The sequence below is a fragment of the Actinotalea sp. Marseille-Q4924 genome (assembly GCF_916618755.1).
Classification (GTDB): Bacteria; Actinomycetota; Actinomycetes; order Actinomycetales; family Cellulomonadaceae; genus Actinotalea.
In genome coordinates this window covers 118600-137737 of record NZ_CAKAKB010000002.1, presented here as the reverse complement: position 1 = coordinate 137737, position 19138 = coordinate 118600, and the positions used below count along the sequence as shown (strand labels likewise).

Sequence of the window (19138 nt, the reverse complement as noted above, 5' to 3'; positions counted from 1 at the left end):
TCGGTGCGTTCGGGCCGTCCACCCGCGTGGTTTGCCGCGGCCGGCACGCCGGCAACGTCGCGAGATCATGCGGCGGCCTCGACGAACTCGGCCACTCGCTCCCCGATGATCACCGCGGTGAAGTTCGTGCTGGCGCGGGTGATGGTGGGCATGATCGACGCGTCACCGACCCAGAGGTTCTCGATCCCGTGGACCCGGAGGTGCTGGTCGACGACGGCCAGGGGGTCGGAGCCCTGGCCCATCATGCAGGTGCCGACCCCGTGGTGGTAGGTGTCGTACGTGCCGACGGCGTGCTGCGTCCACGCCACCGGTGACGTCGGCTCGACCGGCGCTCCCACGAAGGGGGCCAGGCTGGGGTGCTGCGTCAGCTCGTGCACGAAGCCCATACCTGCCCGCACCGCCGCCACGTCACCGGGGTCCAGCAGCAACCGCGCATCCACGTGGGGCAGGGCCCTCGGGTCGTCCGAGGCGAGCCGGACGCGACCACGGTTGCGCTGCTGCAGCAGACGCACGGTCATGGAGACGAGCGGCGCCCCGTCCGGCCCCGGCTGCGGCGGCCCGAGCATGAGGTGAAGGTCGCCCGCCGCGAGTCCGGGATCACTCTTGACGAGGAGCTTCAGCCGGGTCGCCATCCAGTCGAACGGCTGCCGTGACAACCCCCCGGCGAAGGTCATCTGGACCACGGGGTGGTCCTGGTAGTTCCCGCCCACGCCCTCCAGGGCGTGGGCGGTCGGGATCCCGATCCGCCGCAGCTCGGCCTCGGGCCCGACGCCCGAGAGCTGCAGGATCTGCGGCGAGTGGAAGACACCGGCACACAGGACGACGCGGTCGCCGGCGACCACGTGCTCGCGGCCGTTCTTCGCGTGGACGACCCCTGTGACGCGACCGCCCTCGAGCGTGAGGCGGTGCACGGGCGCCTCCGCGACAACGGTCAGGTTGGCCCGCCCACGGGCCGGGTCGAGGTAGGCGACCGTGCTCGACTGCCGCTGGCCTTCCTTGATCGAATAGGGGGACGGGCACACACCCAGCGGCTCGGGGCCGTTGATGTCCGGGCACGCCGGCAGCCCCATGCCGAGGGCACGCTCGACGAGGGCCGCGAGCGGCTCCGATGCCGGCATGTCGAGCGTCCATGGCCGCTTGACGTACAGCGGCCCGTCCGCACCGTGGAAGGGGCTGTCCGGGTAGTCCTGGTCCGCCTCGATGCGCCGCATGACCGGGAGGACGGCGTCGTACGACCACGCATCGTTGCCGAGCGCGGCCCAGAGGTCCATGTCCGCACGCGGGGGTCGCACCACGGACGCCTGGTTGACCGACGAGCCGCCACCCATGATCCGGCCCGAGAGGGACGACATCTCGCTGCCGTCCGGTCGCGGCGTCGGGTAGTGCAGCACGTACGGCGACTCGTGCAGCTGGTGCTGCATCGACGTCAGGGCGACCACGTCGGGCAGCGGCGACGGGTCCGGACCCGCCTCCAGGAGGAGGACACGACAGCCAGCGTCCTGTGAGAGGCGCGCCGCAGCGGCGCACCCCGCCGACCCTCCGCCCACGACGATCACGTCGTACGACTGGTGCACCGTCCTCCTCCTTCCGTACGGACACCTGCTGCACGCCCCGGGACGCCATCACCCGGCGCGACGAGGGGTGCGAGGGTCGCGTTCGACCCCCGCACCCCTCGGTGGGCCCTCAGCTCTGGAGCAGCTCGCGCAGCGCGTCCAGGGAGCCGGTGACCTCCTCGAGCAGCTGCACGGTCTCCTCGCGCGGCAGCGGGTCCGCCGGGGACCCGGCGGCCTCCATCTCCTCGCCGTAAGAGGTCTCCGTCGCGGCCGCGTAGATCGCGCCGGCGAGGCACTCCGTGACCCCCTCGTCCATGCCGGGCGGGCCGACGACGATGCGCTCGAGGTCCGACATGGAGGCGAGCGCCGAGAGGACGTCCGGCTGGTCCGAGTCGAAGTCGGTGATCAGGGGCACGTCTGGAAGCTCGGCGAGAGGCTCGGTGCTCACAGCGACGACGGGGTTGGCGCCGGAGTTCTCCACCGTCTGCACCGCGACGGCACCGGAGTTGATCGACGCGTCGACCTCGCCGACGATGAGCGCCGCGTCGGCCTCGGAGCTACCGGGGTACCCACCGATGATCTCGTTCGGGAAGCCGAAGACCTCCGAGAGCACGACGGCGACGTAGTAGGCGTCGGAGCCGACGCCGCCGATGCCGAACGTGACCGGCTCCTCGGCCGAGAGGATGGATTCGAAGTCGGTCAGCCCGGTGTCAGCCCCCGTGTATACGAGAGGCGGCAGGGCCGCCAGCCGTCCGAGGACGGTCCACTCGGAGTTGTCGAAGGTCGCACCCTCCTGCTCGGTGATCTCGGCGAACACCGCACCCGGGTAGTTGATCAGCCCGATCGTCAGGTCGTCCGGGCTGCTCTGGAACACCGAGTTGGCTCCGACGAGCCCGCCGCCACCGGGCCGGTTCTCGACGTTCACCTGGACGCCCTCAAGCTGCTCCTCGAGGTGCGGCTCAAGGGTCCGGACGAACGTGTCGAAGCCTCCGCCGGGGTTGTACGGCACGACCATGGTGACCGTCTCGCCGTCGAGGGCGGCGCAGGCGTCGGCCTCCTCCGTGGGCGCCGCAGTCTCACCGCCCCCTGCCGCAGTCTCCTCCGGCTCGTCCCCCAGTCCGCCCCCGTCACCGGATGTGCATGCCGCGAGCGTCATCGCCGCTGCAGCAGCGGTGACGCCCATGAGGGCTCGCCGCCTGGTGTTGTGTGTACGCATGCCGTCCTCGCTTCGATCGCAGTGCGGACCAGTGGGTGGGTGTCAGGCCTTGTTCTCGGGGAACCGCTCGATCGCGTGCAGTCCGAGCGCCTTGATCGCGAAGGTGTCCTGGATGGCCAGGTAGCGGCAGGACTCCGTCTCGCTGTCGTTGAAGTGCTGGTGCCACATCCAGACCGGGAAGCTGAACATGTCGCCCTCTTCCCAGTCGATCCGGTGCTCGTTCTCGCCGTCCCAGCTGATGACGGAGTGCCCGACGCCGGAGACGATGTAGATGACCGCCTCGGTGGTGTGGCGGTGGTTGACCGAGGCGCCCAGCGGGGGCAGCTCGCTCAGGTGCGGCTGCAGGCGGACGTCGTGGCCGAGGCGGTAGAAGCGCGCCTTCGTGTTGCGGTACTCGCGGGGCGTGAGCTCCGTCGTCTTGAGGTTCTTGATGATGACCGCCTCGGTCGGCGGGTTCTTCTTGTTCCAGGACTCGCGCGGGCCCATCTCGCTGTTGTAGGCCGTGCTCAGCGGCTGGTCCCGCTTCTCGACCTCGGAGATGTCCGGTGCGCCCTTCACAACGGGGGTCAGGTCTGTCATGGGTTGGTCCTCTTTCCACTCGGCCGCGCCCGACGAGGCGTGGCGTCGCCCTCGACGCCGACGGGGTCGCGTGCTTACCAACATGTTGATGATACTGAATACAATCTACGGGTCAAGGTCTCCGGAGCCTGAGGACCCAGGCCGTTTGGTTCACGCCTGGGCTGCGAAGGTCATGCCGGCGTCTCTCCAGCCGCCACCGCTCGCGGCGCCTCCTCCCGCGCGGCACGGACCCGCCGCAGGGCCGGGAACGCGGCCGCCGCCACGACGACCGCGGAGACCGCGGCGAGAACCAGCCCCGATCGGGCGCCGCCGACCTCCACCAGCGCACCGACCGCCACGCCGCCGAACGGTGTCGCGCCGAGGAACACCGTCGAGTGGAGGGCGATCACACGTCCGCGCATCTGCGGGACCGTGTTCACCAGGAGGATGGCCCGACCCAGCACGTTGAGCATGAGGTTGGTGACGCCGAGCAGCGCGACGGCGACGAGCGCCATCCCGAGCGTCGGGCTGACCGCGACGAGGAGGTTGGCCGCACCGAAGCCGACGCACGTCCACAGGAACCGCCACGAGTCGGCACGGGTGGCGGCCGCGCTGGCGAACGACCCGAGGACCGCGCCGATGCCGAGCGCGGAGGTGATGACGCCGTACGTACCGGCGTCGCCGTCGAACGTCTCCGACGCCAGCACGGGGAACACCACGCGGAAGTTCTGCCCGAGCAAGGAGACGATCGCGACGATGAGCAGCGTCGCCCGGAGCTCCGGCGTCCGCCACACGTAGGAGACCCCCTCGCGCAGCTGGCCGCGCCCGCGCGGCTGGACCGGCACGGCGTGGAGCCGCCCGACGTCGATCGCGGTGAGGCTCACGAGCACCGCCACGAACGAGACGGCGTTGACGACGAAGGTCACGCCGACGCCGACGAGGAGGATGAGGACGCCGGCCACGGCGGGGCCGAGGAGGCGGCCGAGGTTGTGCATGACGCCCGTCAGGGCCTGGGCGTTGACGATGTCCGCGTCGTCGACGAGCTCCGAGACGAACGTCTGGCGAGCGGGGACGTCCACCGCGCTCACCACGCCGAGGCCGACGGCGAGCACGTAGACCCACATCACCGTGACGACCCCGGTGAGCGTCACCACGGCGAGCGTCGCCGCGAGCGCGGCCTGCAGGGCCTGCGTGACCATGAGGAGCCGCCGCGTGTCGGTCCGGTCGACGAGGACCCCGCCCCAGGCGCTGAGCAGGAGCACCGGCAGGAACTGGCAGAACAGGGAGATCCCCAGCACGAGCGGGCTCCCGGTCAGCTCCAGGAGCAGCCAGTCCTGACCGATCCGCTGCATCCACGTCCCCGCGACGGAGACGCTGTGCCCGGCGAAGTAGGTGCGGTAGTTGCGCTGCGAGAACGAGCGGAACATCCGCGTGCGCAGGGCTGTGAGCCGGTTCCGGACGCTCACCCTCACCTCCTCACCTGCCTGGAGCGGACAGCGCACGACGACGCGCTGCTGGGTCAGTGCTGGGGCACAGACCTCATGAGGCCGCAGCCATGGCGCGGTCCTGGGTCCACGGCAGCGCGATCGCGTGCCGCGTCGGCAGGTGGACGCTGACCGGCGTGCCCGACGGGTAGCGCAGCGCCGCGGGGGTCCGGCAGCTGAGCTGCGCCGAGCCGAGCTGCACCTGGTACATCATCGCCTCACCGGTGAAGAGCCGGGTCCGGATCTCGCCCGCGAAGGTGTTCAGACCGATCCCGGCCCCGGGGCTGACCTCGATGTGCTCGGGCCGGATGCTGACCATGCAGCGGTCCCCGGGCTCCGTGTCCACCACCTTGCCCACCATCACGTGGCCGTCGGGCGTGCGGACCCGCCAGGCCTCCCCGTCGCGGTGCTCGACGACACCCTCGATGAAGTTGGTGGTGCCGACGAAGTCCGCGACGAACGCGTTGGCCGGGTGCAGGTAGATCTCGAACGGGTCCCCGACCTGGCTGACCTTGCCGTCGTGCATGACGGCGACCTTGTTCGACATCGACAGCGCCTCGGACTGGTCGTGCGTCACGTAGACGGTCGTGATGCCCTGCTCGCGCTGGAGGCGCTTGAGCTCGAAGCGGAGCGACTCGCGCAGCTTCGCGTCGAGGTTCGACAGCGGCTCGTCGAGCAGCAGCAGCGCCGGCTCGATGACCAGGGCACGTGCGAGCGCGAGCCGCTGCTGCTGGCCACCCGAGAGCTTCGTCGCGAACCGACCCGCGAGCTGGTCGAGCTCGACGACCGCCAGTGCTCGCTCGACGCGCTCGGTGACCTCCGCCTTCGACGTCCTGCGTCGCTTGCCCACTCGCAGCGGGAACGCCACGTTGTCGAACACGTTCATGTGCGGCCAGATCGCGTAGCTCTGGAACACCATGCCGAGGTTGCGGTCGTTCGCCGGCACGGCGACCTTGCGGGTCCCGGAGTACATGACGCGGTCGTCGACGACGATCTCGCCCGCGTCGGGGCTCTCCAGCCCGGCGATGCACCGCAGGGTGGTGGTCTTGCCGCAGCCCGACGGGCCCAGGAGGGTGAAGAACTCCCCCTCGTCGACCTGGAGGTCGATGTGGTCCACGGCGAAGACGCGCCCCGACCGCGACTCGTCGTGGAAGGCCTTGGCGAGGTTCTCGACACGCAGCATGCGTGGGCTCCTTCTGTCAGGTGTCGCGCACGCCGATGCGCGCGCCGACCTTGTAGGCGATGGCGACGAGGATCATGAGAGCGACGACCATGACGACGCCGAGCGCCGCCAGCACCCCGGTCTCGCCGTTCTCCCACAGCTCCCAGATGGACACCGAGAGGACCCGGGAGCCGTGGGAGTAGAGAAGGATCGAGCTCGACAGCTCGCGGATGGACACGATCATCACGTAGACCCAGCCCGCGACGATCCCGGGCATCATCAGCGGGATCACGACCCGGCGGAACGTGTCGAACCAGGTGGCGCCGGACATGTGCGCCGAGTCCTCGAGCTCGGAGCTGATCTGCGTCAGGGAGGCGCTCGCGTACCGCATGCCGAAGGGCATGTACCGGGTCACGTAGGCGATGAACAGGATGAACAGCGTCCCGTAGATCGGCAGGGGCGAGCGCAGGTAGATGAAGATCAGGGCCACGCCGAGCACCAGCCCGGGGACGGCGAGCGGCACGCTCGCGAGCGTGTCGAAGTACCGGCGCCCCCGGAACCCGGACTTCAGGGAGAGCCACGCCACGACGCTCATGAGCAGCATGACCGCCGTCGCGCTGCCCACCGCGAGCAGGCTCGAGTTCTGGATGGACTGCACGATGCCGGGCATCGTCAGGATGCGGGCGTAGTTGTCGAGGCTGACCGTGCCCCACGCGGCGGCGCTCGTCGGCTGCTGGTAGTACGGCAGGAGCGACATCCACACCAGCATCGCCAGCGGCAGCACCACGACCGTGAGGAAGTACAGGGCGAAGAGGATCGACACCGGCCAGCGCCACGCGCCCAGGTCCATCGGCCGGGGCCGGAAGCCCTTGCCCGAGATGGTCGCGAAGCGCTCGCCACGACGGTTGACTCGCTGCACGAACAGCAGGCCCGCCACGGTCAGGATCAGCAGTGTGATGGAGTAGATCGACGCGATGTCGTATCGCACGGGATAGCTGCCCAGCGCGTGGAAGATCCGGGACGTGAACACCCAGACGTCCGCGGGGATCCCCAGCACCGCGGGCGTCTCGAAGGACTCGAGCCCACGCACGACGCTGATGAGGATGGCCCCGAAGAGCGCCGGTCGGACGAGCGGGATCGTCACCCGCCGCAGCGTCTGCGGCACGGTGGCCCCGCTCATGAGGGAGGACTCCTCGAGCGCGGGATCCGTGGCGCGGAACGCCGCGAACATGAGCAGGAAGACCAGCGGCGCCTGGTGCATGCCGTCGATGAGGATCATGCCGAGCAGCGAGAACGCGTCGACCTGCAGGAAGCCGAGCCCGACCTGGCGCAGCAGACCGTTGATGAGGCCGATGTCCTTGCTGAGCAGGAACACCCACGAGATGGTGAACAGGATGCCGGGCACGATCAGCGGCACGATCGACGCCGCGTAGAGCAACGGCTTGAGCGGCGCGTTCGTCCGGGTGCAGAAGAAGGCCAGCGCCGTCCCGCTGATCACGCTCACCGCCGCGGAGCCGAACGCGAAGACGAACGAGTTCCCGACCATCTCCGGCGTGCCCGAGACGCTGTACGCCGCGACGATGTTCGCGAAGCTGAAGCCCTCACCTGTCGTCAGGCCCCGCCAGACCAGGTAGAACAGCGGGGACAGCACCAGGTAGCCGACGACCACGAGGGCCACGACCCCGATGACGCCGGTGGCGGTGGGCCGCCGGCGACGCGGCGCCACGGGGGCGGCCGCGTCGCCGACGACGGCGTTCGGTGCGTTGACCAGGGCCGTCATGCCGCGTTACCGCCGCGGACGACCTCGTCCCACAGCTCCGCCCACTCGGCGTAGTTGTCCGCCACGTCCGCGACGTCGACCACCAGCGGGTCGATGTCGACGCCTCCGAGCGTCTCCTGGGCCATGGACTCGTTGGCCGGCGTCCGGCCCTCGTCGATGAAGATCTGCTGGCCGCCGTCGGCGCTGAGGATGAAGTCCTGCAGGAGCATGGCCGCGGCGGGGTTGTCCGACAGGCAGTGCACCGAGGTGGCCGTGATCTCGGCGACGACCGGGATGTTCACCGGGTCCCACGCGATCGGCGCGCCCTTGCCCTGCAGCTCGAGCAGGCGGTGGACGTAGTGGTTGGGGGCGATGGCGTACTGCCCCGCCACGACGAGCTCGGTGGTGGTGGTGTGGCCCGACGTGATGTCGGCGTTCGCGGCCAGGTCCTTGAACACCTGCACGGCCTCCTCGCGGGTCTTGCCCTCGGACTCCATGTGCATGACCATCCCGGCGAACCAGAAGACGTCGCTGCCCTCGAGCGCGAGCTTGCCCGCGTCGAACGTGGCGTAGTCCTCCAGCGACTGCGGCACCTGCTCCGGGGAGACGGCGTTCGTGTTCCAGCCGGGGACGATGTAGCTGAGCCGGTCACCGATGTAGTTGTCGAACCGAGCCGCCTCCGAGAGCTCCTCCACGAGCGGGGAGGCGGCCGGGGCGAGCAGCGCGTTCTCGTCGAGGATGGCCATCTCCAGCGTGTCCATCTCGATGAGGTCAGCGCCGGAGAAGCGGGCGTCGGACTCCTCGAGCACGCGCTGGCGGATCTGCTCGCTGCCGGCGCGGTACACGTTGACCGTCAGGTCGCCGTACTTCTCCTCGAAGGCGTCGACGATGACCTGCGGGTCGTTGATCTCGGTGTAGAAGTCGACGGCGCCGTCGCGGGCGGCGACCGCCTCCTCCAGCAGGAGGTCCTCCCGCTCGGACCCCTCGAGGGATCCGGCCCGCTCGGCCAGGTCGACGGCGGCGCTCTCGGCGCAGACGTCGCCTCCGCCCCCACCCTCAGCGGCCGGGTCCGGCGTGCTCTCCGTCGGCGAGGCGCAGGCGGTGACCAGGATCAGGAGACCACCGGCAGAGGCGGCGAGAACCGCTGAGCGGTGACGGTCGCGGTGCAGGGACATGAGGTGCGGGCTCCTTCGTGCTGTGCCCGAGGTGCGGAGTCGCCGTTGACACCGCGGGGGAACCGTCGGGCTGATGCGCGTCGGACGGGCCGACGAGCGGGGCTGAACGGGGTGACCGGTCGTCGTCGACCGGGAGGCGGCGCGATGCGCCGCGGTGCGCTGCCAGGACTCGACCCGGGCTCAGCGGAGACCGTGTGAGATGCGCTCTCGGTCGAAACCTTCGAACACATCCCGTATTTCGTATTCAGATCGTGAACGTAAGGGGTGATCTGCATCACGTCAAGGAAGCGGCCCGGCGTGTGGGGCCGGCTCCGCCTCAGTCCGGAGCGACGGGGCGCGGGCCCTCGAGCCAGGCGATGACGTGGGCCGAGTCGAGGACGTCGGCGTACTTCTGGTCCATGTCGAAGAGGTTGATGGCACGCGACGCCTCGTGCCGGTCGTAGACGCAGTCCTCCACCACGATCATGTGCAGGCGCAGGCTGCAGCCGTCGACGACGGTCGCGCGGACGCAGCCGCTGACGCTCTCGCCGACGACGATGAGGGTGTCGATCCCCTCCCCGATGAGGTGGGCGGCCAACGGCGTGCCGAAGAAGGCGCTGGGTCCCGTCTTGCGCAGGACCACCTCACCCGGCTCGGGTGCCGCCTGCTCCACGATGTCCAGTCGCCTGCGGTGCCGGTCCAGCTCCTCCGGCGTCCGCGGCCGCGAGTCGTGCCGGCCGCCCAGGCGGGCGCCCCAGCCCGGCATCCCGGCCTCGTCCTTGTCGAGCGCGGTCACGTGGATGACGGGCACCCCGTTCGCCCGCGCTGCCGCGAGGACGGGTCGCGTCCGTTCCAGCGCCTCCCACCCCGCCAGGCCGGTGCTGCCGGGCCACGTCCTGACGGACTCCAGGAGGGGCAGCGGCTCGTCGCCGATGGCCTTGCGGTAGTTGTCGACGGAGAGGACCGCGGCCTTGCGGCCGAAGCCGTACGTGCCCTTCGTCCCTGCTGCCGCGAGGTGTGCCTTGTCCTGCTCGGTGAGGAAGGCGTCCCACACGCGCTGCTGCATGCCGTGACCTCGCTTCGTCGGGAGGTGATCGCCGGCGGCGGTCGTGTGCTCGCAGTATTCTGGATTTCGTATCCAGCGGCAACCGGCCCGAGCGCTCCTGTCCACGGGGACGCCGGAGTGATGGCCGGGCTCCACCTCACAGGTGCCCGCGACCGCGGAGGCCCACGTCAGTCGGGCGGCCGCTGGAGCCGCCGACGGCGCGTGTAGACCGCGGCGGCCAGGGCGAGCACCGCGAAGGCGAGCAGGGTCGGCGGAGCCCCGGAGACCGTCGCCAGACCGCCGGCGGCCAGCGCGAAGAACGGGCGCATGCCGAGGTGCGCCATGGAGAAGACCGCCATGACGCGACTGCGATGGTCCTCCCGCGCCAGCGTCTGCAGCCCCGCACTGAGGAGCGGCGTGCTCAGGGCGAAGCCCAGCCCGATCGGGGCGGCCGCGACGACGGTAGCGGCGAGCGACGGCGCCGCCGCGACACCGACGAGCCCCACCACCTGCAGGGCGAAGGCCGTCGGGAGCAGCCAGGCCGGCGCCAGGCGGCGCTCCACCGTGCCGAACCCGACGAGGCCGAGGAGCGCGCCCACGCTGTAGCCCATGATGATCACCCCCGCCGCCTCGGGCAGCGCTCTCCCGGCGGCGATCGTGGGTGCGAGCGTGCGCAACGCCTCGACCGCGCCGTTCGTCAGGACGACGGCGAGGACCATCGCCGGCATGACGGGGCTGTCCATGATGACCCGCAGGCCCTCGCTGATCGACGGCGCCCGAGCGGGCGCTCGCGCCGTCGGCGGGGCCGCGGCGTCCGTGCTCCCTCCACGCCGCCGCCGGGGGCCGACGAAGGCCATCGACACCACGGGACCGAGGAAGCTGACGGCGTTGAGGGCGAATGCCTGCGCCGGTGTCCCGACGAGCAGCAGCAGCGACGCCAGCCCCGGTCCGGCGACCTGTCCGAACTGGAACTGCAGGACGTTGAGCGCGGTGGCCCGCGGCAGCTCGGCACGGCTCACCAGTGTGGGGAGCAGCGCGCCGTGCGCCGGCTTGTTGACGGCCTGCGCCGTGCCGAGGAGGAAGCAGAACCCGATCAGCAGACCCGCGCTGAGTCGCTCGGCGGCGGCGACCCAGGCGAGCGTCCCGGCGGTCGCCCCCGCGACCGTGCAGGCCACGCCGACGACCAGACGGCGGTCCACCCGGTCGCCGAGCACGCCGGCCGGCAGGCTGAAGAGGAGGAGCGGGATGAAGGTCGCGAAGTTGACGACGCCGACCATGAACGGCGAGCCCGTCAGCTCGAGCACGAGGACGGAGGCGGTGACGTTGTGCAACCACGTCCCCGGTCCGGAGACCAGGCCCCCGAGCCAGTACGCAGCGAAGCGACGGTTGCCCAGCAACCGCCACGCCCCCCGGGGGCGGCCCGCGTCGGGGTCACCCTGCGCGTCGGAACCGGTCCGTGGCGCCACCTCGACCTCCTGTTCAGGCTGGTCTCGATAATGTATCCAGAATCCTTGACAGTCCGGCACCGATGCGATGGGCTGGGCTCCCGCACGCCCGACGTCGCGCGCCCGGGACCGCCCGCGATCTCCGTGACCGCCTGCAGCCCGTGCCGGCCGACGTCGATCGCACCACCGGGTCCCCAACCGGGCGGACCCTCGGCGACAGGAGTCTTCATGGCGGACCACGACCACGGCCACGGCCACGGGCACGGGCACGAGGAGCACGACCCGCACGCACCCGGCGGAGACCCGACGGGCCCGCGCCGCACGGGCAAGCTGCACTACCACGAGGAGGAGGTGCGGCCGCTCGAGGCGAAGACGATCATCCACCGCCAGCCGCACCTCGACCTGTACTCCGACCGCGACCGGCGCCACCCGGCACGCGACGTCGACCTGCCGCTCCGCTCCATCCAGCTGCACATCTCCGAGCTCGCCCCGGGGCAGCAGACCCGTCTGCACAAGCACCACAACGAGGCCGCGATCTACATCATCAAGGGTGTCGGCCACAGCGAGGTGCAGGGCGAGCGGTACCCCTGGGAGCAGGGCGACTTCCTCTTCATCCCCACGATGCAGTGGCACACGCACGTGAACTCCGGTGACGGCCCGGTTCTCTACATGGGCATCACCAACAAGCGCATGCTGGACTGGCTGGGGCTGGACCGGAAGGTCGAGGCCGGCATCCACATGCCGATGGAGGAGGTCGAGAAGGAGATCGCGGCGAAGAAGTTCTCGCCGTACTCGCACTACAGCATCAACCCGGAGGACGGCGTGCGGTTCGGTCCCGAGGGCTTCATCACCCGCGCGGACTGACCACGACGGCGGTGCCCCGCACGCCCCGGCGTCGCGGGGCACCGCCGTGTCCGAACCCCGCCTGGCCGCGTCCGCCCCCGGACGCCGCCCAACGAAGGAGCGACGGTGGACCATCACGAGCACGAGCACGAGCCGGTCCGGCCCCCGGCGGGAGCGCACATCGAGACCCGCGGGCCCCTGCCCGGCCGTGGCGAACACCCAGGGCACGACGACGGCCACGGGCACGACCACGGGACCGGCCACGGCCACGCGCACGGGCACGGGCACGAGGTCGTCCCGCCGGATCTGCCGTTCCGCCCCGTCGACCCGGCGAACGCCGGACGCGGCCTGCGGGCCATCGTGTGGGACGCGCTGCCGGCCGACGCGGTGCCCACCGGGACGCTCACGCAGCCGGTGCCGGGGCACGTCCTGGCCAACGCGGACGGCGACGTCGCAGCGCTCACGGCTGCCCGCATGTCGCAGGAGTTCGCAGACGCACCGCACGTGATCGTCGCCGTGCAGGACGGCGACCTCAACCCCACCACGGACAGCGACGTCCAGGCGGTGCTGGACCAGAGCGGGGGCGGCGTCGTCGTCTTCGGCGTCTCCTACCGGGTCGAGGTGGCCGAGACGCCCGTCGAAGCCGGGCACAGGGCGGTCCAGGGCGAGAGCTGCCCGGAGTGCGGCTCCGCGGCCGCGTTCGAGATCAGCCGCTCCGAGCCCGACGCGCGGGGCGCCACACCGATCCTCGTGGAGTGCGGCGACTGCGGCGCCGTCTGGGACAGCTGGGCCTGACGGCCCGGGGACGTGCGTCTCCGCGTCGTCGCTCCCGGGCCGCTCGACGGGCCCGCGACCGGCCGCCGGCTCCTCCCGGCGGTCAGGTCGCGGGCCTCTCCGCGTCCTCCACGACCGCTCCCCGACCCCTGGCCAGGGCACCGGCGATGAACAGCCCCCCGATGACGGCGGCCACGGGGAACCCGACGCCGGCGCCGGTGGCACCGATGAGCGGGCCGACGATGACGGGCGCGAGCGTCGCGGCTGCCTGGTTCACACCGGAGCGCAGCCCGAGGGCAAGGCTCCGCACCTCGGCGGGCACCGCCTGGCTGGTGAGAGTGATGAGCATCGGCAGGCTCAGCCCCTGGCCGAAGCCGACGAGGGCCGCGACGACGTACGCGAGCGGGACCGATGCCCACACCCCGGAGAGCCCGACCCCGAGCAGCGACACGAGCAGCGAGAACGCGGTGACACCGATCGGGCCGCCCAGCGCCGCGATACGACCGGTCAGCAGCGAGGTCACGCTCGCCGCGACGCCCATGAACGACAGGACGGAGCCCGCGAGCGCCGGCGAGAGGCCCTCGCTCACGAGGTAGAGCGGGAAGAAGGCCGACCACACGGCCGGGATCCAGAGCCGGGTGAAGGTCAGCAGCATGACGACCTGCACACCCTGGATGCGCAGGAGCGTCCCGGCGGCGCCGAAGCCGGACCCGCTGTCCTTCGTCGTCGCGGCCCGGCCCGCGTCCGGCAGCGTCCAGGAGAGGGCGAAGAAGACCAGGCCCCACGCCACGACGACGAGGAACGCCGCCGCCGTGCCCGCGAGGCCGGCAACAGCACCCGCGACGAGCGGCGCCACGATCTGGCCGACGTTCGCGGCGAAGCCGAACTTGCCCGTGTCGTAGGCGCGGGACTTCCCCCCGCGCATCCCGGCGGCGTACGACTGGCCGCCCAACCAGCCCAGCGGCCGGACCACCCCCATCGCCAGCTGGAGCACGAACAGCAGGAGGACGGACGGCGCGAGCGCCATCGCCACGCCGATGACCGCGGTGCCGAGCGTGCCGATGAGGAGGGCCTTCCGGGGGCCGGTGCGGTCCATGAAGGCGCCGATCGGCACCGAGAGCACCGTCTCGGCAAGGGCCTTCGTGCCGACGAGCAGCCCGATGACGCCGATGCTCGCCCCGAGCTCGGACGCACGCAGGGGCACCAGGAGATAGAGGATGGCGTTCATGCTGAGGCCGAAGCCGCCGGTGGTGTAGGCGACGATCCGTTCTCGGCGTGAGAGCTCGACCACCGTGGAACCACCCTTCGCTCGGGGACCCCGCCGGCGGCCGCCCGCGTCGCTCGGCGCGGACCGCGCGCGTCGGCGCACGCGTATCTTGGATACATAGATACACCCTTCGGCGCGCTGCGCCCAAGCCGCGACGCCCGCCGACGAGGAGCTCCTCGGCCGGGGCGTTCGCGGGTCAGTACTGGACCGGGGGCCGTCGTCCGTCGAGCCGCCCTGGACCCGGGTGCGAAGGGATACTTGAACATCCGCTCAGGTGTGCATATGTTGGATACAGAATCACGACGCTGAGGTCGTGGTCGTGCCCCCAGTCCCGGAGGACCACCTGTGCACGTCCCTGACGGCTTCCTCGACGTCCCGACCTCCCTGACCACGGGCGTCGTGGCCGCGACGGCGATCGGCGTGGCCCTGCACCGCGGCCGGCACGAGCTCGACGAGCGGGCCGTCCCGCTCGCCGGCATGACGGCCGCGTTCGTGTTCGCGGGCCAGATGGTCAACTTCCCCGTCGGCCTCGGCACGAGCGGGCACCTCATGGGCGGGGCGCTCGCCGCGGTTCTCGTCGGGCCGTGGACGGCCGTCCTCAGCGTCTCCGTCGTCCTCCTCGTCCAGGCTCTGCTCTTCGCCGACGGCGGCCTGACGGCCCTCGGGACGAACATCACCCTCCTCGGCGTGACCGCCGTCGCGGTCGGGTGGTTCGCGACGCGGGCAGCGCTGCGCCTGCTCCCCCGCCGACCGCGCTCCGCGGTCCCCGCCTCGGCGGTCGGGGCCTTCGCCTCCGTGGTCGCGGCGGCCGCGCTCTTCGTGGCCCTCTACGCGGCCGGCGGTGCCGCGCCGGTCCCGCTGGGCGCCCTCACGGCAGCGATGCTCGGCTGGCACGCACTCATCGGTGCAGGCGAGGCGACGATCACGGCGCTCACGGTCGGCGCCGTGGTGGCCGTCCGTCCCGACCTCGTCCGGGCCGTGCACGACCTGCGACCGGTCCTCACGAGCGCATCCGGGGAGCCGCTCCCGAGCGCCGGCGGGGGCCCGGTGCACGGCCGCCCGACCTCCGGCGGTCCCCGGCGCCGACCCGCGCCCCGCGTCGTCCTTGCCGGGCTGGCCGTCGCGAGCGTGCTCCTGGTCGTCGTCGGCGCCCCGCTCGCCAGCTCCGACCCGGACGGCCTCGAGCAGGTCGCCGAGCAGACCGGCTTCCTCGGCACGGCCAGGGACCACCTGCTCGGCACGTCCGCGCTCGCCGACTACGGCGCGGTCGGCGGCATCCCGGTGTGGGCGGCGGGCCTGGTCGGTGTGGCGGCCACGGTGGTGGTCGGTCTGGCGCTCTTCCGTCTGGCCGGGCGCTCCCGGCGCGGGGTGTCCGGCGCCGTCGGAGCACCTCGTGGCTGACCGGCCGGGCGTGCACCGTCACAGCGTCGGCCTCGTCGAGGCCGTCGGCCCCGTCGCCTCCCAGGGCGCGGTCGGGCTCGTCGACCGGGTCACCGAGCCTCCCGCGCGTCTCGCCCGCAGCCGTCCGGCCCCGCCAGGTGCCGGCGCCCCGTCGCCGGTGCACCGCCTCCCGGCGCCGGCGAAGCTCGTGGCGCACGTCGCCCTCGTCCTCGTCGTCGTGGCGACGCCGGCGGCCTGGTTCTGGGCCTTCGGCGTCTACGCGGTCCTGCTCCTCGCCGCCGTCGTCGCTGCCCGGCTGCCCGCCCGGACCGTGCTGCGCGGCATGAGCGTGGAGCTGCCGTTCGTGACGTTCGCCGTCGTCCTGCCCTTCGTCGCGCTCGGGCCCCGCACCGAGGTGCTCGGGCTCAGCCTGTCGGCGGCCGGGCTCCTCGCGGGATGGAACGTCCTGGCGAAGGCGACCCTCGGCGTGGTCGCGTCGGTCGTGCTGGCGAGGACCACGACGGTCCCCGACCTCGTCGCGGCCCTGCGCACGCTGCGCGTCCCCGGGACGCTCGTGGCGATCGTCTCCTTCATGGTGCGGTACCTCGGGATCGTCCGGCAGGACCTGCACCGGATGCAGGTCGCCCAGGAGGCGCGCGGACTGCCCCCGCAGCGGCGGGCGCGGCTCGCGGCGGCGGTGCGCGTCGCCGGCGCCCTCTTCGTCCGGACCTACGAGCGCGGGGAGCGCGTGCACCTGGCGATGCTGGCGCGCGGTGGCGGGAGCGGGCTCCGGATCGCTGCCGCCCGTCCTGTCGCCACGACGCACCCCGCCGTGGCCGCGGTCCTGCCCGTCCTCGCGGCCACGACCCTCGCGGTCGGGTGGGTGCTCGCATGAGCCACCCGGTCACGGCACTCCATGACATCGGGACGACGACGCCGGCACCCCCCGCCCTGGCCGTCCGGGGCCTGGCGTTCGCCTATCCCGACGGGCGCCAGGCGCTGCACGGCGTGGACCTCGTGATGGAGCGCGGGGAGCGCGTCGCGCTGCTCGGCCCGAACGGCGCCGGGAAGACGACGCTCGCCCTGCACCTGAACGGCATCCTGTCCGGTGGCGCGGGCACGGTCGACGTCGGCGGGCTGCGCCTGGCCCCCCAGGACCGCGCCACGCTGCGGGAGATCCGACGCCGCGTCGGCCTGGTGTTCCAGGACCCGGACGACCAGCTGTTCTCGCAGACCGTCTGGGACGACGTCGCGTTCGGGCCGGCGAACCTGGGCGTGACCGGCGACGAGCTGGAGGATCGGGTGCACGGTGCCCTGACAGCGGTCGGGATGGCCGGCGTCGAGGGCAGGCCCCCGCACCACCTGTCGCTCGGCCAGCGCCGCCGGGTCGCCGTGGCGACGGTCCTGGCCACCGACCCGGACGTGCTCGTCCTCGACGAGCCGACGAGCAACCTCGACCCGGCCGGGCGACGCGAGCTCGTCGAGGTGCTGCGCGGCCTGCCGGTGACCCAGCTCGTCATCACCCACGACGTTCCGCTCGCCCTCGAGCTGTGCCCGCGCACGGTCGTCGTCGACGTCGGCACCGTCGTGGCCGACGGCCCGACGGGGGCCCTCCTCGGCGACGAGGACCTGCTGCGCCGCCACCGCCTCGAGCTGCCCTTCGGCATGACACCCCACGGCTTGCGGGCCGTCACCGGGTGGGCTGCGCCGGACGCGCCCCACGCCCAGCACGCCCAGCACTCCCGGCACACCCAGGACGCTCACGATCCGCACCGCGCGCCGGGGCCACGGTGATCGGCACCGGGCGGACGGGGACCGAGCCTGGCCCGCGCGACCAGGACGCCCCCCATGACGAGGCGGCGCGGCACGTCGACCCGCGCGCCGTCGCCGCCGCCCTCGCGGCCATCGACGAGATCGCGGACCTCGAGGGCTGGGCGGGCCGGTTCGCCCTGCTGTCCGACCCGACCCGGCTGCGGCTGCTCTTCGCCCTGCACCGGACGGGCGGCCTGTGCGTGTCGGACCTCGCGGCGGCGGTCGGGATGAGCGACAGCTCGGTCTCCCACGCCCTGCGCCTGCTGCGCGAGCGGGGCTGGGTGCGCGCCGGCCGCGAGGGGCGCCTGGTGGTCTACCGCCTCGACGACGAGACGGTGCACGACCTCCTGCACCGCATCGGCGCCCGCCACGGCCCGCACCGTCACTCCTGAGCGCGCCGGTCACCGGGGGCGGCAGGGAGGACCGGTGAGGCGTCGTCAGCCGGGCCGTGCGGGAGGAGGGAACGCCGCCCGGCGGCGGCCCGAGCAGCGCCGCGGGCCGGACGCCCGGAGGCTCCCCGAGCAGGTCGTGCTCGAGCCTCGTCGAGGGCTCGGGGACCGTGGTCGGCGCGGTCGCGGGCGTCGTCGTCGGCGTTCTGATGGTTCTCCGGGAGGGGCGGCCGGGCGCACGACGGGGGGCACGTCCCACCCGCCCGGACGAACCGGACGCGGCGGGCCGTGCCCCGTCGTGTGGCGTGCGGGTCAGGCGCTGCGGAACTTCGGCAGCACCTCGCTGCCCAGCAGCTCGATCTGGTCGAACCACTTGTCGAACTTGAACCGGAAGTCGAAGACGAGGTGCTCGACCCCGGCGGCCTCGAACTTCTTGAGCTCCTCGACGGCCTCGTCCGGGCTGCCGACGATGAGCTGGCCCTCGAGGTCCTCCGCCGTCTCGAACCGGCCCGACGGCGGCTTGACGGCGAACTTGGCCTTGTTGGCCCAGGCGAGCAGGCCGGGGATGTTGACGTGCTTGAGCGCCTCCTCGCGGGTCCGCTCGATGCTCGTCGGCGGGATGACCGCGACGGTGGGCATCTTCTTGCCCTGCTCCGCAGAGAGCTCGCGCATGGTCTCGACCCGCTTGTTCAGCGTCCCCATGCTGATCCGACCGGGCATCCAGCCGTCGCAGAACTCGACAGCGAGACGCGCGGAGCGGGGGGTCGCGCCGCAGTACCAGAACGGCAGCCTGCCGCCCAGCGGCTTCGGCTCGATGGAGACGTCGGTGAAGGAGAAGACGCCGTCGTCGTAGTCGACCTCGTTCTCCGTGAAGACCTTCTCGAGGATCTTCGCGTTGGAGCGGACGAGCTCGACGCGGTCCAGGTCGCCCCAGCCGATCGCCTCGAACTCGTGGTCGAAGGTACCGGCACCCCAGCCGAGGATGATCCGGTCCGGGCCCACGAGCTGGGACATCGTCCCCGCCATGAGCGCCGTCACGAGCGGGTGGCGGAACGGGATGAGCGAGCCGGTGCCGAGCTGGATCTTCTCCGTCACCGCGCCGATCGCCGTGAGCACGGTGAGGGCGTCGTAGAACTCCCGGTTGGGCTTCTCCATCTCCCCGTGCGGCTCGAAGACGAGGTGGTCGCGCACCCAGACCGAGTCGAACCCGATCTGCTCGGCGGCCTTCGCCCCCTCGATGATGTTGTGCTTGTTGGCGTGCTCGCCGAAGTGGGGCAGCAGGAGTCCGAACTTCATG

Annotated in this window: 17 protein-coding genes; 6 read left to right on the top strand and 11 right to left on the bottom strand. The window is 72.1% G+C overall.

Annotated elements, in window-relative coordinates:
* Positions 1-65 precede the first annotated feature (65 nt).
* The 9 genes from LG379_RS04920 to LG379_RS04880 form a co-directional block, all read right to left on the bottom strand.
* Positions 66-1574 carry a GMC family oxidoreductase gene (locus LG379_RS04920; protein ID WP_225753481.1) on the bottom strand — a complete coding sequence of 503 codons (1509 nt, stop codon included), beginning with the start codon at positions 1572-1574 and terminating at the stop codon, positions 66-68.
* A 109-nt stretch (positions 1575-1683) separates the two neighbouring features.
* Positions 1684-2769 carry a tripartite tricarboxylate transporter substrate-binding protein gene (locus LG379_RS04915; RefSeq protein ID WP_225753480.1) on the bottom strand — a complete coding sequence of 362 codons (1086 nt, stop codon included), beginning with the start codon at positions 2767-2769 and terminating at the stop codon, positions 1684-1686.
* 42 nt (positions 2770-2811) lie between these two features.
* Positions 2812-3348: a cupin domain-containing protein gene (locus LG379_RS04910; protein WP_225753479.1), complete on the bottom strand. Its 537-nt coding sequence runs from the start codon at positions 3346-3348 to the stop codon at positions 2812-2814.
* 170 nt (positions 3349-3518) lie between these two features.
* The gene (locus LG379_RS04905) at positions 3519-4793 is read right to left on the bottom strand and encodes an MFS transporter (protein ID WP_225753478.1); all 1275 of its coding nucleotides are present in this window, start codon (positions 4791-4793) and stop codon (positions 3519-3521) included.
* Between the two features lie 73 nt (positions 4794-4866).
* Positions 4867-5994, bottom strand: a complete 1128-nt coding sequence (locus tag LG379_RS04900) for an ABC transporter ATP-binding protein (RefSeq protein ID WP_225753477.1) — start codon at positions 5992-5994, stop codon at positions 4867-4869.
* Between the two features lie 16 nt (positions 5995-6010).
* Entirely contained in the window at positions 6011-7753 is a 1743-nt protein-coding gene (locus LG379_RS04895) for an iron ABC transporter permease (protein ID WP_225753476.1), read from the bottom strand.
* A complete protein-coding gene (locus LG379_RS04890; protein ID WP_225753475.1) occupies positions 7750-8907 on the bottom strand; it encodes an ABC transporter substrate-binding protein in 1158 nt (385 codons plus the stop codon). Before LG379_RS04890 ends, LG379_RS04895 begins: the two co-directional genes overlap by 4 nt.
* A gap of 316 nt (positions 8908-9223) precedes the next feature.
* Positions 9224-9952, bottom strand: coding sequence for an isochorismatase family protein (locus tag LG379_RS04885; protein WP_225753474.1), 729 nt, complete (start codon positions 9950-9952; stop codon positions 9224-9226).
* 167 nt (positions 9953-10119) lie between these two features.
* Entirely contained in the window at positions 10120-11397 is a 1278-nt protein-coding gene (locus LG379_RS04880; protein ID WP_225753473.1) for an MFS transporter, read from the bottom strand.
* A 207-nt stretch (positions 11398-11604) separates the two neighbouring features.
* Between LG379_RS04880 and LG379_RS04875 the strand changes: the two genes are divergently transcribed.
* The gene (locus LG379_RS04875; protein ID WP_225753472.1) at positions 11605-12240 is read left to right on the top strand and encodes a cupin domain-containing protein; all 636 of its coding nucleotides are present in this window, start codon (positions 11605-11607) and stop codon (positions 12238-12240) included.
* Between the two features lie 105 nt (positions 12241-12345).
* The gene (locus LG379_RS04870; RefSeq protein ID WP_225753471.1) at positions 12346-13014 is read left to right on the top strand and encodes a hypothetical protein; all 669 of its coding nucleotides are present in this window, start codon (positions 12346-12348) and stop codon (positions 13012-13014) included.
* Between the two features lie 82 nt (positions 13015-13096).
* Here LG379_RS04870 and LG379_RS04865 read toward each other — a convergent pair whose 3' ends face one another.
* Complete coding sequence (locus LG379_RS04865) at positions 13097-14284, bottom strand: MFS transporter (protein WP_225753470.1); 1188 nt, start codon at positions 14282-14284, stop codon at positions 13097-13099.
* A gap of 321 nt (positions 14285-14605) precedes the next feature.
* Here LG379_RS04865 and LG379_RS04860 point away from each other — a divergent pair, with 321 nt between their 5' ends.
* Genes LG379_RS04860 through LG379_RS04845 form a run of 4 tightly spaced genes read left to right on the top strand, consistent with a single transcriptional unit; the run spans position 14606 to position 17844 of the window.
* Positions 14606-15661, top strand: a complete 1056-nt coding sequence (locus LG379_RS04860; RefSeq protein WP_225753469.1) for an energy-coupling factor ABC transporter permease — start codon at positions 14606-14608, stop codon at positions 15659-15661.
* Positions 15654-16535 carry a cobalt ECF transporter T component CbiQ gene (gene cbiQ, locus LG379_RS04855; protein ID WP_225753468.1) on the top strand — a complete coding sequence of 294 codons (882 nt, stop codon included), beginning with the start codon at positions 15654-15656 and terminating at the stop codon, positions 16533-16535. Before LG379_RS04860 ends, cbiQ begins: the two co-directional genes overlap by 8 nt.
* Positions 16532-17434 carry an energy-coupling factor ABC transporter ATP-binding protein gene (locus LG379_RS04850; RefSeq protein WP_225753467.1) on the top strand — a complete coding sequence of 301 codons (903 nt, stop codon included), beginning with the start codon at positions 16532-16534 and terminating at the stop codon, positions 17432-17434. Before cbiQ ends, LG379_RS04850 begins: the two co-directional genes overlap by 4 nt.
* Positions 17431-17844, top strand: coding sequence for a helix-turn-helix transcriptional regulator (locus LG379_RS04845; RefSeq protein ID WP_225753466.1), 414 nt, complete (start codon positions 17431-17433; stop codon positions 17842-17844). Before LG379_RS04850 ends, LG379_RS04845 begins: the two co-directional genes overlap by 4 nt.
* A 309-nt stretch (positions 17845-18153) precedes the next feature.
* Here LG379_RS04845 and LG379_RS04840 read toward each other — a convergent pair whose 3' ends face one another.
* Positions 18154-19137: an LLM class flavin-dependent oxidoreductase gene (locus LG379_RS04840; RefSeq protein ID WP_225753465.1), complete on the bottom strand. Its 984-nt coding sequence runs from the start codon at positions 19135-19137 to the stop codon at positions 18154-18156.
* Position 19138: the final 1 nt, after the last annotated feature.

Coding starts and splice junctions, on each gene's coding strand:
- LG379_RS04900 (WP_225753477.1), bottom strand. CDS start 5,994: ATGCTGCGTGTCGAGAACCTCGCCAAGGCCTTCCACGACGAGTCGCGG.
- LG379_RS04915 (WP_225753480.1), bottom strand. CDS start 2,769: ATGCGTACACACAACACCAGGCGGCGAGCCCTCATGGGCGTCACCGCT.
- LG379_RS04850 (WP_225753467.1), top strand. CDS start 16,532: ATGAGCCACCCGGTCACGGCACTCCATGACATCGGGACGACGACGCCG.
- LG379_RS04895 (WP_225753476.1), bottom strand. CDS start 7,753: ATGACGGCCCTGGTCAACGCACCGAACGCCGTCGTCGGCGACGCGGCC.
- LG379_RS04890 (WP_225753475.1), bottom strand. CDS start 8,907: ATGTCCCTGCACCGCGACCGTCACCGCTCAGCGGTTCTCGCCGCCTCT.
- LG379_RS04910 (WP_225753479.1), bottom strand. CDS start 3,348: ATGACAGACCTGACCCCCGTTGTGAAGGGCGCACCGGACATCTCCGAG.
- LG379_RS04840 (WP_225753465.1), bottom strand. CDS start 19,137: ATGAAGTTCGGACTCCTGCTGCCCCACTTCGGCGAGCACGCCAACAAG.
- LG379_RS04875 (WP_225753472.1), top strand. CDS start 11,605: ATGGCGGACCACGACCACGGCCACGGCCACGGGCACGGGCACGAGGAG.
- LG379_RS04885 (WP_225753474.1), bottom strand. CDS start 9,952: ATGCAGCAGCGCGTGTGGGACGCCTTCCTCACCGAGCAGGACAAGGCA.